General features: G+C 63.2%; 11 protein-coding genes. 3 read left to right on the top strand and 8 right to left on the bottom strand.

Translation table 11 applies throughout. The features are described from left to right. Positions 1–20: 20 nt before the first annotated feature. Positions 21–1,670: an ABC transporter substrate-binding protein gene (locus ACTDI4_RS16980; RefSeq protein WP_442842264.1), complete on the top strand. Its 1,650-nt coding sequence runs from the start codon at positions 21–23 to the stop codon at positions 1,668–1,670. A gap of 96 nt (positions 1,671–1,766) precedes the next feature. Here the strand turns inward: ACTDI4_RS16980 and ACTDI4_RS16975 are convergent, their stop codons facing one another. After that, positions 1,767–2,915, bottom strand: coding sequence for an amidohydrolase (locus ACTDI4_RS16975; RefSeq protein WP_442842263.1), 1,149 nt, complete (start codon positions 2,913–2,915; stop codon positions 1,767–1,769). Between the two features lie 226 nt (positions 2,916–3,141). Here ACTDI4_RS16975 and ACTDI4_RS16970 point away from each other — a divergent pair, with 226 nt between their 5' ends. Next, entirely contained in the window at positions 3,142–3,924 is a 783-nt protein-coding gene (locus tag ACTDI4_RS16970; RefSeq protein WP_442842262.1) for a hypothetical protein, read from the top strand. A 97-nt stretch (positions 3,925–4,021) separates the two neighbouring features. Here ACTDI4_RS16970 and ACTDI4_RS16965 read toward each other — a convergent pair whose 3' ends face one another. The 5 genes from ACTDI4_RS16965 to ACTDI4_RS16945 all read right to left on the bottom strand — a co-directional run bounded on the left by ACTDI4_RS16965 (position 4,022) and on the right by ACTDI4_RS16945 (position 9,623). Beyond that, the gene (locus ACTDI4_RS16965) at positions 4,022–5,473 is read right to left on the bottom strand and encodes an amidohydrolase family protein (protein WP_442842261.1); all 1,452 of its coding nucleotides are present in this window, start codon (positions 5,471–5,473) and stop codon (positions 4,022–4,024) included. Positions 5,474–5,640: 167 nt separating this feature from the next. Beyond that, positions 5,641–6,756, bottom strand: coding sequence for an ABC transporter ATP-binding protein (locus ACTDI4_RS16960; RefSeq protein ID WP_442842260.1), 1,116 nt, complete (start codon positions 6,754–6,756; stop codon positions 5,641–5,643). A gap of 15 nt (positions 6,757–6,771) precedes the next feature. Then, entirely contained in the window at positions 6,772–7,560 is a 789-nt protein-coding gene (locus ACTDI4_RS16955; protein ID WP_442842259.1) for an ABC transporter permease, read from the bottom strand. After that, a complete protein-coding gene (locus ACTDI4_RS16950) occupies positions 7,560–8,426 on the bottom strand; it encodes an ABC transporter permease (protein ID WP_442842258.1) in 867 nt (288 codons plus the stop codon). The genes ACTDI4_RS16955 and ACTDI4_RS16950 overlap by 1 nt, the downstream gene beginning before the upstream one ends. A gap of 162 nt (positions 8,427–8,588) precedes the next feature. Further along, positions 8,589–9,623, bottom strand: coding sequence for an extracellular solute-binding protein (locus ACTDI4_RS16945; protein ID WP_442842257.1), 1,035 nt, complete (start codon positions 9,621–9,623; stop codon positions 8,589–8,591). Between the two features lie 198 nt (positions 9,624–9,821). Here ACTDI4_RS16945 and ACTDI4_RS16940 point away from each other — a divergent pair, with 198 nt between their 5' ends. Then, entirely contained in the window at positions 9,822–10,715 is an 894-nt protein-coding gene (locus ACTDI4_RS16940; protein ID WP_442842256.1) for a LysR family transcriptional regulator, read from the top strand. Positions 10,716–10,951: 236 nt separating this feature from the next. Here ACTDI4_RS16940 and ACTDI4_RS16935 read toward each other — a convergent pair whose 3' ends face one another. Then, complete coding sequence (locus ACTDI4_RS16935; protein ID WP_442842255.1) at positions 10,952–12,547, bottom strand: ABC transporter substrate-binding protein; 1,596 nt, start codon at positions 12,545–12,547, stop codon at positions 10,952–10,954. A 91-nt stretch (positions 12,548–12,638) separates the two neighbouring features. Next, positions 12,639–13,775 carry a M14 family metallopeptidase gene (locus ACTDI4_RS16930; RefSeq protein ID WP_442842254.1) on the bottom strand — a complete coding sequence of 379 codons (1,137 nt, stop codon included), beginning with the start codon at positions 13,773–13,775 and terminating at the stop codon, positions 12,639–12,641. Positions 13,776–13,817: the final 42 nt, after the last annotated feature.

The raw sequence follows: 13,817 nt of genomic DNA, 5'->3' as shown, positions 1-13,817 counted from the left end.
AGAAGAAGAAGGAGGAGAACATGCGATTCTACAGGAGCAACGGCAATCGAGTGCCGGCGGCCATCGAGCAGATGGCCAAGGATGCGCGTGAAGGCCGGATGGATCGACGCGAATTTCTGGCCTTGGCGAGCGCATTCGGGGCATCGACAGCCCTGGCCTACGCGATGGCGGGCCTGGCCGCCCCTCGGCCGGCTTTCGCCGAGGAGGTCAAGAAAGGCGGAACGCTGCGCGCGGCAATGCCCGTGAAGGCCCAGAAGGACCCGCGCACCTATGACTGGGTGGAGCTTGGAAACATCACGCGCACCTGGCTTGAACCGCTGGTCCGGTATACGCACCAGTTCACGTTCGAACCGGTCCTGCTTGAAAGCTGGGAGGTGAACGACGACGCCACGGAATATGTTCTGCATGTCCGCAAGGGCGTGACCTGGAACAATGGCGACACGTTCGACGCCGACGACGTGGCGTTCAACATCGCGCGCTGGTGCGAGAAGGATGTCGCCGGCAATTCCATGGCCGCCCGTGTCGGGGCGCTGATCGACGACAAGACGGGCAAGGCAAGGGATGGCGCCATCACCAAGGTCGACGGCAATACGGTGAAGCTCAAGCTCAGCAAGCCGGATATCGCAATCATCCCGAACTTCACCGATTATCCCGCGCTGGTGGTTCACCGCAGCTTCGACGCTGGCGGCGCCGATCCCATAGCCAAGCCGATCGGCACCGGGCCGTTCGAGCTGGTCTCCTACGACGTAGGTGTGAAGGCCGTGGTCAAGCGCCGCCAGAATGGAAAATGGTGGGGCGGCGAGGCGCCTCTCGACGGCGTCGAGTTCATCGACTACGGCACCGACTTCAATGCCACGGTGAACGCTTTCGACTCCGGCGAGATCGACCTCAACCTGGAGACGCCGGCCGACTTCATCGACATCCTGGACAAGATGGATCTGGTCAAATCCGAGGTTGCGACGGCTACGACCCTGGTGGCGCGCACCCATGTGGCCAACAAGCCTTACGACGACCAGCGGGTGCGCAACGCCTTGCAAATGGCGGTCGACAACAACGTCGTGCTTCAGCTCGGCTACAACGGTCGGGGAACGGTTGGCGAAAATCACCATGTCAGCCCCATCCATCCCGAATATTATCCGCTGCCCAAGAAGACCCGCGACGTGGCGGGCGCCAGGAAGCTGATGGAGGAAGCCGGCCAGGCCGACTTCGAGCATGACCTGATCACGGTCGAGGACGACTGGCAGAAGAACACGGGCGACGCGATTGCGGCGCAACTGCGCGAGGCCGGCATCAAGGTCAAGCGCACCGTGCTGCCGGGTTCGACCTTCTGGAACGATTGGACGAAATATCCCTATTCCATGACGATCTGGTACATGCGCCCGCTTGCCGTCCAGGTGCTGGCGCTCGGCTATCGGACCGGAGAAGCCTGGAACGAGTCCGGCTACTCCAATCCGGAGTTCGACGCCAAGCTCAACGAGGCATTGTCGATCAACGACGTTGACAAGCGCAGGGAGGTCATGAAGGATGTCGAGCAAATACTGCAGGATTCAGGCGTTATCATTCAGCCGTTCTGGCAGAAGCTCTACAGCCACATGAACAAGAAGGTGAGGAACTACAGCGTTCATCAGACCTTCGAGATGGACCTCCAGAACGTCTGGCTGGACGCCTGAGCCGGGTCTTTCGAGGCCCGCATCCGCCTCGCCGGCACCCGTCCAAAAGCGGGTGCCGGTCGAAACGTCCGGTTTCCGCCACTTCGGGGTCACGCCTTAACCGAGGATATTTCGTGCCGTGCGCATGAATATCCTGGACCCGATCGGGATCAGGTCGTCCGGAAAGTCGTAGTCGGGATTGTGCAGGGCAGGGTGGTGCTCGCCCGCGCCCAGGAAGAGCATCGCCGATGCGGCATTGTGGCCGAACACGCCGAAATCTTCCGAAGCGCGCATCGGCAGGTCGCCTTCCCCGTGCGGGACACTCTCCTCGTCGAGTACCCGCCGCAGATGCGCCACGGCCTCCGGCGCGTTGACGCTGGCGACGAATATCTCGTGATAGTCGTAGCGCACGGCAAGGCGATGCCGGCCGGCGATCCCTGCGGCCAGCGCTTCGGCGGCGGCGCACAGGTCGGCCATGCGGTCGTCCCGCCGGGTGCGCAGCGTGGCCCAGACCTCGGCATGTCCCGGCGCGATGCCGAACACGGCTTCGCCCATCAGGGCATGGGTGACGGTCACCATGCCGAACTCGTCATCGGCGAAGGTTCCGTTGCCGAGCGCGGGCAGCGCCGGGATCAGTTCGCTGATCGCCATCGCCGGCGGGACGCCGGTCTCGGGCATGGAGGAGTGCGCGGTCTTGCCCTCCAGCATTATGCGCATGCCGCGCGAGGCGCAGTTGACGACGCCGGCTTTGAGCCGCACCTCGCCGAACGGCACGCCGGGCAGATTGTGCAACGAGAAGGCGAAATCCGGCGCGATCCCGCTGAAGCGCGGATCGGCGACGACGCCGGCCGCGCCGTTGCCGGTCTCCTCCGCCGGCTGGAACATCAGGACGACACGGCCGCGGGCGGGCCGCTGACGCCCGAACTGGCGGCCCAGCGCGGCCAGGATCGCGGTATGCCCGTCATGGCCGCACATATGGGCCTTGCCCGGTACCAGCGACGCATGCGGCACGCCCGAAACCTCGTGGATCGGCAGCGCATCGAGCTCCGACCGGAACATGACCGTCGGTCCCGCCGCGCCGCTGTCGTAGACCGCCGCCACGCCGTGTCCGCCCAATCCGGTCAGCATATTGTCCGGCTTCGTCTCGGCGAGGAAGGCGACGACCTCTGCGGCGGTCTTGTCCTCCTCGTTCGAGATCTCCGGTTGCCGGTGCAGCTTGCGCCGCCATGCGGTAAGCTCCACGATGTCTCGATTGGTGAGGGTCACGTTTTCCGACTCCGCTTGCTGTCGCATTCCAATAGCACAGGCAGCCGGGATGGCGCATTGAATCCGGGCGACGAGAAACCCACGGAGTGGCAATCTCGCAGACGAGACGCATCCTGTCCGCGAATCGTTGGTCATTGCGCAGGCAGGCGTCGGACGAACCCGGCGCGGCGCTGAAAACGAGGCTGAGACAATGCCGTCGAATGGTCACCATGATCTCGAAGCCGCAATGGAATCGCTCCGCTCCCTGCAGGACGGCGACCGCGGCGTCCTGGCTGTCATAGCCTGCGGGCACGAGGCCATTCCCAGCCTGAAGGAAGTGTTGCTCCGGAGTGACCCAAGCGGGCTGTTCGAAACCAGATGCCGGGCGGTGCGGGCCCTCAGGTCACTGGGAAGCAGCGATGTCTTGGCCGATTTCCTGTCGATACCCCAACTGGGCGCGGATCCCGCGCAGCGTCTCGGCGACGAGGCGGTCGTCGAAGCTGCGGCGCGTGCCCTGGCCGAGATGCGCCGCGACGATGCAAGCTTTCGACTCCTGCTGAAGCTTGGGCGCAGGCTGCCTTATCTGGCGGGCGTGGTCGGGGCCCTTGGAAGCTTCGACCGTCCAGAGGCCGCGCCGGTCCTTGTCCCTGCCTTGGGAGAGGATGAGGCAAGGCCTTTGGCCGAAGCGGCCCTGCTGCGCCTCGGCCGGGCGGCATTGCCCCTTCTCGTGCCGGCAACGACATCGCCGCACCCTTCCGTGGACAACGAGAGCGACGGCAGTCGACGCAAGAGGCGAAGCGCATTGGAGCTGGTTTCGCGGATCGGCTGCACGAAACGGGCATGGCCTCGCCTGCGAAGCCTCATGGACGATAAGGATGCGAGGATTTCGGCCCTCGCCTGCAAGCTCTGCCTGCTGCACGGGACGGCAGCGGAGCGGGAAAAGGCGGCCAGCCGCCTTGCCGGGCTGCTGGCAGGCGCCGACTGGATGCTGCGGGCGGACATCCTCCGGCCGCTTAGACGGGACGAATGAGCGCTGCGCCCCCCGTGTTTCCGCAGGTCGGCGAGAATCGGCGACTGCCGGGCGGCGTCGCCGATATCGGCCCGGAGGCAGGAGCGCGCCTCCTGGATCAGCCTCGCGAGTTGGCGGGCGGCGGTGCGTCGAACCAGTTCTCGCTCTCCAGGAGCTTCCAGATCCGCTCGCTGACCTTGCCGCCTTCGGCAACCACGCGCCCTTCATCGGCCACGGCCAGCTTGCCGCCCAGAACCTGGAAGCGTCCGTTGGTCATGACGTGCCGCACGTTGCGGCCGCTGGAATAGAGCAGATGATGCAGCGGCTCCGGCGGCAGTGCGCCGACCCCGCCGAGGGGGGTCGTGACGTTGACCGCGCACAAATCCGCCTTGGCGCCCGGCGCGAGCCTGCCGAGGTCTTTGCGCCGCAGCATGTCGGCGCCGCCGACCGTTGCCGCGCGCACCGCATCGGCAATGCGCGGGCGCTGCATCTTGGCCTCGCTGTATTGCTCCAGCAAAGTGGTGCGCAACTGCCCGTTCAGCGTCGCGATCTTGATGTTCTCCAGATAGTCGTTGGATATCTGGTCGATGCCCAGCGAAATGTTGAGCCCGCCTGCGAGCGCTTCGGGGAAGGGCTGGGAGGCCTGGTGCAGCAGGCTCGCCATGCAGGCGCAGTGCACATAGTTGACCCCGTGCCGCTTCAGGATCGGCGGGTCCAGCACCATGTCCATCTTGTAGAGATGCGCGGCGATCACGGGCTGCTCGAAGAAGCCCAGGCTCTCCAGCCAGGCCACCGGGCGCATGCCCCACAGCCGCTCGCAGACCTCCACTTCGCGGAGGCGCTGCGCGAGATGGATATGGACGCCGTTGCCGAGTTCTTCGGCGGCCTTCTGCGCGGCCTTCAGCGTCTCCGGCGTCTGCGTGTCGGCCGCGTGGATGGCCATCTGCCCGCGCAGCAGATCGCCGTCCGTCTCATTGAGCGCCAGGCCGAAGCGCCGCGCAGCTTCGATTTCCTGAAGCGTCTCGGGCACGGAATCGAACAGCATCTGGTCGTTTTCGCGGTACCAGAGCTTGTAGAGCCGGTCCATGTTGGGGGCGATGACGCTGACATAGGCCCGCACGCCCCAGGCGCTTGCCACGCGCACGAAGGATTGCGCGTGGCGCAGCGAAGCGCTCATCTCGACGAATGTCGTGCAGCCGGACTTCATGATCTCGGCGATATTGTAGGCGGTCAGGGCGTCGAGCTGCTCGTCGTCCAGCTTCATCGCCATCTCGACCGGCCGGTCCATGAAGCGGCCGCCCTCGATCAGGCCGCGCGCCGGGCTGCTGACGGCGGTGTGCGTGTGCCCGGAAATGAAGCCCGGCAGCACGAGGCAGTCGCCGGCGTCGACCCGCGATTCCCAGCCGCGCACGCGGCCCTTGCGGATCTCGGCGATCGTGTCGCCGCGGACCACGATCGAGACGTCGCGCTCCAACTGCTGCCGGCCGTCTCGCTCCACCAGTGCCCAGCCGGCTTCGATCACGCAGTCCTGGCTCGAGGCGGTCCGGCCATGGGGGGAAATGTCGGTCATCGGGTCTGCTCCTGTAACTGGCAGTGGAATGGTCTTGTTCGGCAAAGTCGGCGCAAAAGAACCCGCATGCGGCGAGCACCATGCTCGTCGCTTTCGTTCGGCCGACGAAAACTGGAAGGGTGGGCTGTTCGCGGGCAGCCGGCGGTTATGTGCTCATGGCGCCGGCCTCACGCTGACGGGAACGCGACGGTGTCTTCGGGCCGCCACGTGACGACGACGTCGTCGCCCGAGGCGAGCCCGAGATCCGCGCCGGTGACGCGGTTCTGCATGACCGTGGTCATCAGCCCCAAAGGCGTTTCGACATAGCAGAACGTCTTTTCGCCGCTGAACATCACGCCCTTCAGATGGCCGCAAACGGCATTGCCGGTTGCAGCCTGGCCGTTTTGGGCGCGAACCTCCATCTTCTCGGGCCGCACCATCACGGCGACGCCGCCGCCCACCGGCACATCCGCATGGACCTTGCACACTTCGATCTCCCCGGTCGCGCAGGCAAGCCGCGCGCCGTCCCGGCCCCGCTCGACCAGCCGCGCCTGCCATTGGTTCATCTGGCCGATGAACTCGGCCACGAAGGGCGTCGCCGGCTCGTCATACATGACGCGCGGCGTATCGAACTGTTCCACCCGCCCGGCGTTCATGACGGCGACCCTGTCGGCCATGGCGAGCGCCTCCTGCTGGTCATGGGTGACGAAGACGGTGGTGATGCCGAGCTGCTGCTGCAACTGCCTGAGCTCGAACTGCATGGCCTCGCGCAGCTTGGCGTCGAGCGCCGCAAGCGGTTCGTCCAGCAGCAGCACCCGAGGCCGGGTGACGAGCGCCCTGGCCAGCGCGACGCGCTGCTGCTGCCCGCCCGAGAGCTGGCCGGGAAAGCGCTCGCCGAACGGGTCCATGCGCACCAGTGCAAGGGCTTCCGCGACGCGCCCGGCAATGTCGGCTTTCGGCAGCCGCCGCATCTGCAGCCCGAAGGCCACGTTCTCGGCCACCGTCATGTGCGGGAAAAGCGCGTAGCTCTGGAAGACCATGCCGATATCGCGGCTTTCGACCGGCACGGCGAGCAGCGACTTGCCGCACAGCAGGATGTCGCCCGAGGTCGGGGCCACGAGGCCGGCCACGGAGCGCAGCAGCGTGGTCTTGCCGCAGCCCGAAGGCCCCAGAAGCGCCACGAACTCGCCCTGCGCGATATCGATGCTGACATTGTCGACGGCGGTGAAGGTGCCGTATTTCTTGCCGACCTCGCAAAACGACAGATAGGGCAACATCGATACGGCAGTCTGGGTTCGTTGCATGGGTTCCGGCCCGTTCTATGCTGCTATCAGGTGCTTGACGCCCAGGAAGCGCTCCAGGACGAGAAGCAGGACGACGACGATGACGATCTGTATGGTGGAGATTGCAGCCACGGCGGGATCGTAGTTGTAGACGAGGTAGCTCAGCACCGCGACCGGCAGGGTCGTTGTGTCGGCGTTCGACAAAAGGAGCGCCACGGCGACCTCGTCGAACGAGAGCAGGAAGGCCAGGATGCCGCCGGCAAAAAGGCCCGGCCTTATCATCGGCAGCGTGACATGCCGGAACACCTGCCAGCGGCGCGCGCCGAGCGTGCGCGCGGCTTCCTCGACCTCGGTGCCGATGCCGGCATAGACGCCGAGCACCGTGCGCAGCACATAGGGCACCGTGATGACGACATGGCCGATGAGCAGGCCGACGGGCGAGGTGCCGAGGCCGAAGCGTGCGAGGAAGAACAGCAAGGCCGCGGCCAGAATGATGGTCGGCAGGCTGAGCGGCGACAGCATGAAGGCCAGCATCGCCTCCTTCATCGGCAGCTCGCTTCGCACCAGGGCGATCGCCGCCGGGACGGCCAGGATCACGCTTGCCATGGTCGCTGCGACGCCGAGAATGAACGAATTCCATAGCGGCACGACGAATTGCGCGTCGGTCAGCACCTTCTCGAACCATTTCAGCGAGAAGCCGGAGGGCGGGAAGCTGACGAACTCGGCCGAGGTGAAGGCCACGCCGACGATGATGAGGACGGGCGCGGCGAGGAAGGCGATCGTCAGCGTGACGACGATCCGATGCCAGGGAGCGAGCGTATCCATCAGGGCCTCCAGCGGCGCCGGCGCGCCCGCGACTGCAGCCAGACCATGACCATGACGATGGCGAGCAGGGTCATGCCCATGGCTGCCGCGAAGGGCCAGTCGGATGCGACGTTGAGTTGCTGGTAGATGAGAAGCGGCAATACCATCGTGGATGTGCTGCCAAGCAGCATCACGGTCACGAAGCTTCCCACGCACAGGGTGAAAACCAGGATCGAGCCCGTGAACAGCCCTTCATAGCTCAGCGGCAGGATGACGCGCCGGAATATGCGCGCGCGCGTCGCCCCCAGCACGGCGGCGGCTTCCTCCAGCTTCGGGTCCAGGGTTTCCAGCGTGCTGGCGAGCGAAAGCACCATGAACGGCAGCAGCACATGCACGAGGGCGATGAGGACGCCTCCCCAATTGTACATCAGGTTGAGCGGCGGAAGGCCGAGCAGGGTGAGCGTCCAGTTGATCGCCCCCTTGCCGCTCAACAGCACCATCCAGCCGAAGGAGCGCACCACCACGTTCACCAGAAGCGGAATCACGATGGCGAAGATCAGAAGGCTTTTGCGCGTGCCGGTGGAGCGGGCGATGGCATAGGCCAAAGGATAGCCGACGATGGCGCAGATGACGGTGACCAGGGCGCCCAGGGCAAGGGTGTCGAAGATGACCCGAAGATAGTAGATGTCCGTGAATATCCGCGCATATTCCGAAAAACTCGGCCTCAGTTGCGACAGATGCAGGCTTTCGCCCAGCACCAGCAGCAGCGGTCCCACGAAGAACACCAGCAGGAACACCAGCAGCGGCGCCGGCGCATAGATCGGCCGGGCCCGGAAAACGCCGGCGACCGGCGTGGCGGGCGGGGAGAGCGCTCCTGTGTGCTGCATTTGCGTCATCGCGGTGTCTATCTTCCTCATTTTCCGACGTGATCGCCGGGCTGTCGCTGCGCGTCGAAGCCAGCCTGTGCTGCGGCGAGGCTTGCATGCCGCTGCACAGGCAGATGCCTGGCCCGGGCGGGGTGCATCAGCGCCGCCGCCCGGGCCGGCTGCCTACTGCATTTCCTTGTTCCAGCGTTCGATGATCTCGGGGATGCGGTCGATGATCTCGTGATAGGGCGGGACCTTGATCTTATCGAGCGGCGTGAATTCCGCGCGCAGGTCGTCGGGGTAGCTCACCGTCTTATTGGTGCCCGGGTAGCGCATCGTTTCCGAATTGCCGATCTGGCCCTCGGGCGACAGCACGCAGTTGATGTATTCCCAGGCCACCGGGTTTGCGCCCCTGACCACGGATTGCATGACGAGGCTGACCACCCCGCCCGGCTCCGGAACGGTGAACTTCGCCCAGTCGTTGCCCTTGTTGATGAAGGAGAATGCGCGGCCGTCCCAATAGACCAGCACGTTGACCTCGCCGGTGGCGAAGAGGTTGAGCGCCTCGACCGGCGTCGACCAGAACTTCACCACATAGGGGCTGATGGCCTTCATCTTCTCGAAAGCCGTATCGATGCTGCCGTCATATTGCTGGGCGACCCACCAGATCTGCGAGGGTCCCCAGGTGTAGGTTCCCGACGGCCAGGCGACTTTCCGGCCATATTTGCCGGCGGCGATGTCGTCGATCAGTTGCTTCCAGGATTGCGGCGCTTCCACCGTCTTGCCGTTGTACATGACGCCGAGCGCACCGTAGTTGCCGGAGACGCCGTAGTCGTCCCAGGGCTTGTGGAACTCGTCGGGGATGGAGGCGAGATTGGGCACCTTGTCGACGCTCATCTGCTCCAGCAGGCCCTCGCGCGCCGCGCGCAGGCTGTCGAGTTCGCTCAGGGCGATCACGTCGATCGGCGAATGGCCGGGGTTTGCCTTGACCTTGGCGAGCCAGTCCGAGGATTCGCCCGTCATGACCTCGACCTTCACCCCGGTCTTCTTTTCGAAGCAGGGTATGTAGTTCTTCTTGACCGATTCCGCCCACAGGCCGCCATAGGCGGTGACGACGATCTTGTCGGGCTTGGCTTCGTCGGCTCCCGCGGTTGCAACCGAAGCGCCGAGCGCAACGGCAATGCTAAGCGCGGCAAGGGCGCAGCAAGGTTTTTTCATTCAATTTCTCCTCCCGGTTGAAGCGGGCAACGGTCAGCGGTCGATGGAACGGCCCGGCGCCTTCCGCCGCGCATCAATCCCGCACAAAGATCAACCATCCGTTGCTTCGCGAGCCGAGACTGACCGGATAAGGCTAGTATTGACGGGACCGGAGCGCCAATACCATCATGGGCGCGATTTATATCGCGGGAGGCATAAATGCTGAATGTGAGGCTGCTGCGCTGCTTCGTGGCGGTGGCCAATGAATTGAGCTTCACCGCGGCGGCGGCCCGGCTCAACATGGCGCAACCGGCGCTGACCCGCGCCATCAAGCAGCTCGAAGATCATCTCGAAGCCCACTTGCTGTACCGCGATACGCGCAATGTCCGCCTGACCGAGATCGGCCACGCCTTCCTGAAGGAGGCACAGGCGGCGCTGGAGCAGATCACCCGCGCGGAGCGCGTCGGGCGTGAGATGGCGCGGGGCGAGCTGGGGCAGATCAGGATCGGATATATGGCCTTCCTGTCGCAGGATTTCCTGGCTCCGCTGCTGAAAAGATTCAGTCTCCAAAGGCCGAACGTGCGCGTCGAACTCTTCAATCTGGGTACCGAGCAGCAGCGTGCGGCGCTGGTCGATCACACCATCGATGTCGGGCTCATGCTGGGGCCTTTCTCCATAGCAGGGATCGCGAGCAGGGAACTGCGCGAGGAGCAACTGGTCGTGGTCATGCCGCAGGACCATCCGCTGGCTGCGCTGGAGCTGGTGACCGCCAGCGATCTGCGCGGCGAAAAGCTGGTCGTCGGGTCGGAAAGCATGTGGTCCGTCTACAGGCGCGCGGTCTTCTCCGAGTTCGACCGTCTCGGCATATCGCCGCAGATCGCTCAGGAGGCGCCCACCACCTCGGCCGTGCTGGCCCTGGTGGCCGCCGGGCTCGGGCTAACGATCTTCCCTCTATCCCCGACCCTGCACCTTACGAGCCAGATGACCGTGCTGCGTCCGTTCGCCATGGGGCAGGGGAAGATGACGACGATCTGCGCCTGGAACAAGATCAATCCCAATCCGTCGGTGGCCGCGCTGCTCGACTGCATATTCTGTGCGCCGGCAGGTTCCTGAGGGAAAGGTCTCCCGGCGCCCGATCGATCCTTGTCCGAAAATGGCGACCGGCGGCAGGGAACCATAGTGGCGGACCTGTGCCGTCCGCATCTGTTCCGAGCGCGATCGGGAAGCGCATGTTCCGGCGGTCTGCCCCGTCGCGCGAGTTGCCGCGCGACGGGGCATTGTCAGCGGAAACGGCTTTTCGTTGTCACGAACTGCAGATTTCGCGAAAGTCCTGGTTCAAGGCGTTGTTCCTAGTCCGAGGTTTCCACCCCATCGAACTGGAGAGCGCCAAGCGGACTTTGGACGAAACCCTGCACGTTCTTGCGCATGACGACGACGGTAAGCGAATGGTCCAAGGTCGCCCAAGGGGCCTCCCGCTTGAAGACGACCTGTGCCTGCTCATAAAGCCGTGTGCGCTCTGCTTGGTCGGTGGTCTCTTTCGCTTTGATGACGAGTTCGTCAAACTCCTTGTCGCACCATTGCGCCCAGTTGCTGCTGCCCACTGCGGAGCAGCTCAACATTGCGCCGAGGAAGTTGTCCGGATCGCCGTTGTCTCCGGTCCAGCCCAGAATGATCGCACCATCACGATTCTTATCCTTGCTTCGCTGAAGGTATTCGGCCCACTCATAGGTGACGATATTCGCGGTCACCCCAATCCTGGCCAGATCCGACTGGATGAGTTCGGCGGCGCGACGGGCGTTCAGCATGTATGGGCGCGACACCGGCATCGCCCATATGTTCATTGACAGATCCTTCACACCGGCAGTTTCGAGGGCCGCTTTGGCAGCATCGGGATCGTATTTGTCATCCTCGATCGCGTCGTTGTAGGACCACATGTCCGGAGGGAGCGGGTTCTTGGCCACTTTCGCCGCGCCTTGGAAAACCGCATCGACTATGGCTTGCTTGTTGATGGCCATGTTCAGCGCTCTGCGCACGTCCGCCTTATCGAAAGGCGGCTGCGTCGTATTGTAGGCCAGAAAAGCGATGTTCAGACCGGGAAGCTCCGATACTTTCAAGTTCGGGTCGGCCTTCATTGCCGAGACATCGGCTGCATTGGGGTATGACATCAGGTCACACTCGCCGGCCTGCAGCTTTTGATAGCGCGTCGACGCATCGGTTGTGATCGCAAAGACCAGATTCTCGACTTTCGGTTTTTCTCCCCAATAGTCGATATTCGCATCGTAGCGAATGACGGTATCCGGCTGATATTCGACATATGAAAATGGACCGGTCCCGACGGGAAGCTGGCTCAGTTGCGCCTTGTTTCCTTTGGCGTCGAGCTGATCCGCATATTCCTTCGAAACTATGGAAGCAAACGGGATCGCAATGTCGGCCAAGAACGGAGCTTCTTTGCGATTCAACTTGAACCGAACGGTCATGTCGTCGACTTTATCGATCGATTCGATAAGCTCGTTCAGCCCAAGGTCTTCGAAATACCCCCAACTGACATTCTCGGCATATTGATGCCAGGGATGATCCTTCTTCCACTGACGCTCAAAAGAGAACATGACGTCGTCAGCATTGAATTCGCGCGTCGGCGTGAAATAGTCGGTGGTTTGAAATTTGACGCCGGGCCGCAGGTGGAAAGTATATTGCAGCCCGTCATCCGAGATATCGTAGCTTTCAGCCAAGGCAGGAACGACTTCTGTCGTGCCCTTTTTGAACTCTACCAGGCGATTGTAAATGGTGTGGCCAACCGCGTCATAGGTCGTGCCGCTCGTCGCTATCGCCGGGTCGAAGCCCGACGGTGATGCTTCGGAACAGTAGACGAATACCTTTGCATCAGCGACAGTCGCGCATGACATAACTCCAATCAAACTGATGGATAGAAAGCAACTCCTGATCATTTTCCCTCCCATTGGAAATAATAACCGAAATTTTACCGGTAATCACGACCCTCGCATGGAGCATGTGGCAGAATACGGGGGCCGAAGCTGCCTATAGCGCGTCCATGACGGCAGCCAGCGCTTCCAGCGAAGCCGCGCCAAACAGCCGGGATCTTCTTGGCGTCCAGCCGAACCGCTCGTCCGGGTCGAATACGTCATCGAGAAATGGAATCTCGATGATGAACGACGGGCAGCCGAATGTCTCTGCTGTCCAGGAAATCGCCATGGCGAGCGGATCGGTGCCGGGGGTGTGGTCGTAGTTCGGCTTCGGCAGATCGGGCTGATAGTTGGGGGACGCGATTTTGAGCGCTTCTTCGAAGCGGCCCAGAAGATCAGCCTGTTTGCGCGACCAGGACGGCACGCCGACGGGGCGCACCGGCCACGGGTAGTGGTTGTTTTCGTCGCCGTGAATATCGTAGCAGAAATCCACGCCTGTCTGGCGCATGCGCTCCCGCACGTACCAGGTTTCGGGGCTCTTTTCCGGTGTCGTGTCGCTCCATGACCGGTTCAGGTCGATGCCCCCGGCGTTATAGCGATGGTAACCTCGGAAACTGCCGTCCGGATTCATGTTGGGGACGACATAGAACACTGCTTTTTTCAGCAACGACCGGGACAGCGGGTCGGCGGGATCGATGAGGCGATCGAGTAGCCCCTCGGCGGTGAATTCCGATTGGGATTCACCTGGATGCTGACGAGCGAGGACCCAGATGGCTTTCTTTCCTGTCCCTGGCTCCCCGACGGTCACGAGGTTGACGCTGCGTCCTTCGAGTGTCCTGGCAAGGCTCTCCACGCGTGCAACGGGGCTCGCCGCACAGCGCTCCACCAGGGCGAAACGTTCCAGTTCACAATACGGAGCATGATAGGCATAAGACACGCGATCCTGCTCGGGCGTGTGGCTCCACTTGAGAGCAGAGCCATCGAACGTGGTGGGAATCCTGAACCAATCCCTGCGGTCATAGGAAGCGGCGATCCGGTAGTTCTTCCAGCCGCCGGCCCAGCGGGTGTTTCCGGCGTGCTCAAGAGTGAAGTTGCACTCCTTGCCGCGCGCGCCCGTAGCAGCGAAATTGAAGCCCATGAATTCATCCGAACCTTCGATGTCCGGAAGAATCTCTAGACGTATGTTGGACCAATCCGATTCATCTATGATCCCTATGCGGCCGGAATCGAAATTGCAGGTAATCTTGCTCACGAATTACTTCCTCCGTTGTAGGATCAGACCCGCGACTGCGGC

The organism is Mesorhizobium sp. PUT5 (genome assembly GCF_052216645.1).
Classification (GTDB): domain Bacteria; phylum Pseudomonadota; class Alphaproteobacteria; order Rhizobiales; family Rhizobiaceae; genus Mesorhizobium.
Note: the sequence above shows the minus strand (reverse complement) of the source record. Positions and strands in the feature narration are given on the sequence as shown.

Excerpts from the sequence above, each read along its gene's own strand:
- ACTDI4_RS16980 (WP_442842264.1), top strand. The coding sequence starts at position 21 with ATGCGATTCTACAGGAGCAACGGCAATCGAGTGCCGGCGGCCATCGAG.
- ACTDI4_RS16970 (WP_442842262.1), top strand. The coding sequence starts at position 3,142 with ATGGAATCGCTCCGCTCCCTGCAGGACGGCGACCGCGGCGTCCTGGCT.
- ACTDI4_RS16965 (WP_442842261.1), bottom strand. The coding sequence starts at position 5,473 with ATGACCGACATTTCCCCCCATGGCCGGACCGCCTCGAGCCAGGACTGC.
- ACTDI4_RS16960 (WP_442842260.1), bottom strand. The coding sequence starts at position 6,756 with ATGCAACGAACCCAGACTGCCGTATCGATGTTGCCCTATCTGTCGTTT.
- ACTDI4_RS16955 (WP_442842259.1), bottom strand. The coding sequence starts at position 7,560 with ATGGATACGCTCGCTCCCTGGCATCGGATCGTCGTCACGCTGACGATC.
- ACTDI4_RS16950 (WP_442842258.1), bottom strand. The coding sequence starts at position 8,426 with ATGCAGCACACAGGAGCGCTCTCCCCGCCCGCCACGCCGGTCGCCGGC.
- ACTDI4_RS16945 (WP_442842257.1), bottom strand. The coding sequence starts at position 9,623 with ATGAAAAAACCTTGCTGCGCCCTTGCCGCGCTTAGCATTGCCGTTGCG.
- ACTDI4_RS16940 (WP_442842256.1), top strand. The coding sequence starts at position 9,822 with ATGCTGAATGTGAGGCTGCTGCGCTGCTTCGTGGCGGTGGCCAATGAA.
- ACTDI4_RS16935 (WP_442842255.1), bottom strand. The coding sequence starts at position 12,547 with ATGATCAGGAGTTGCTTTCTATCCATCAGTTTGATTGGAGTTATGTCA.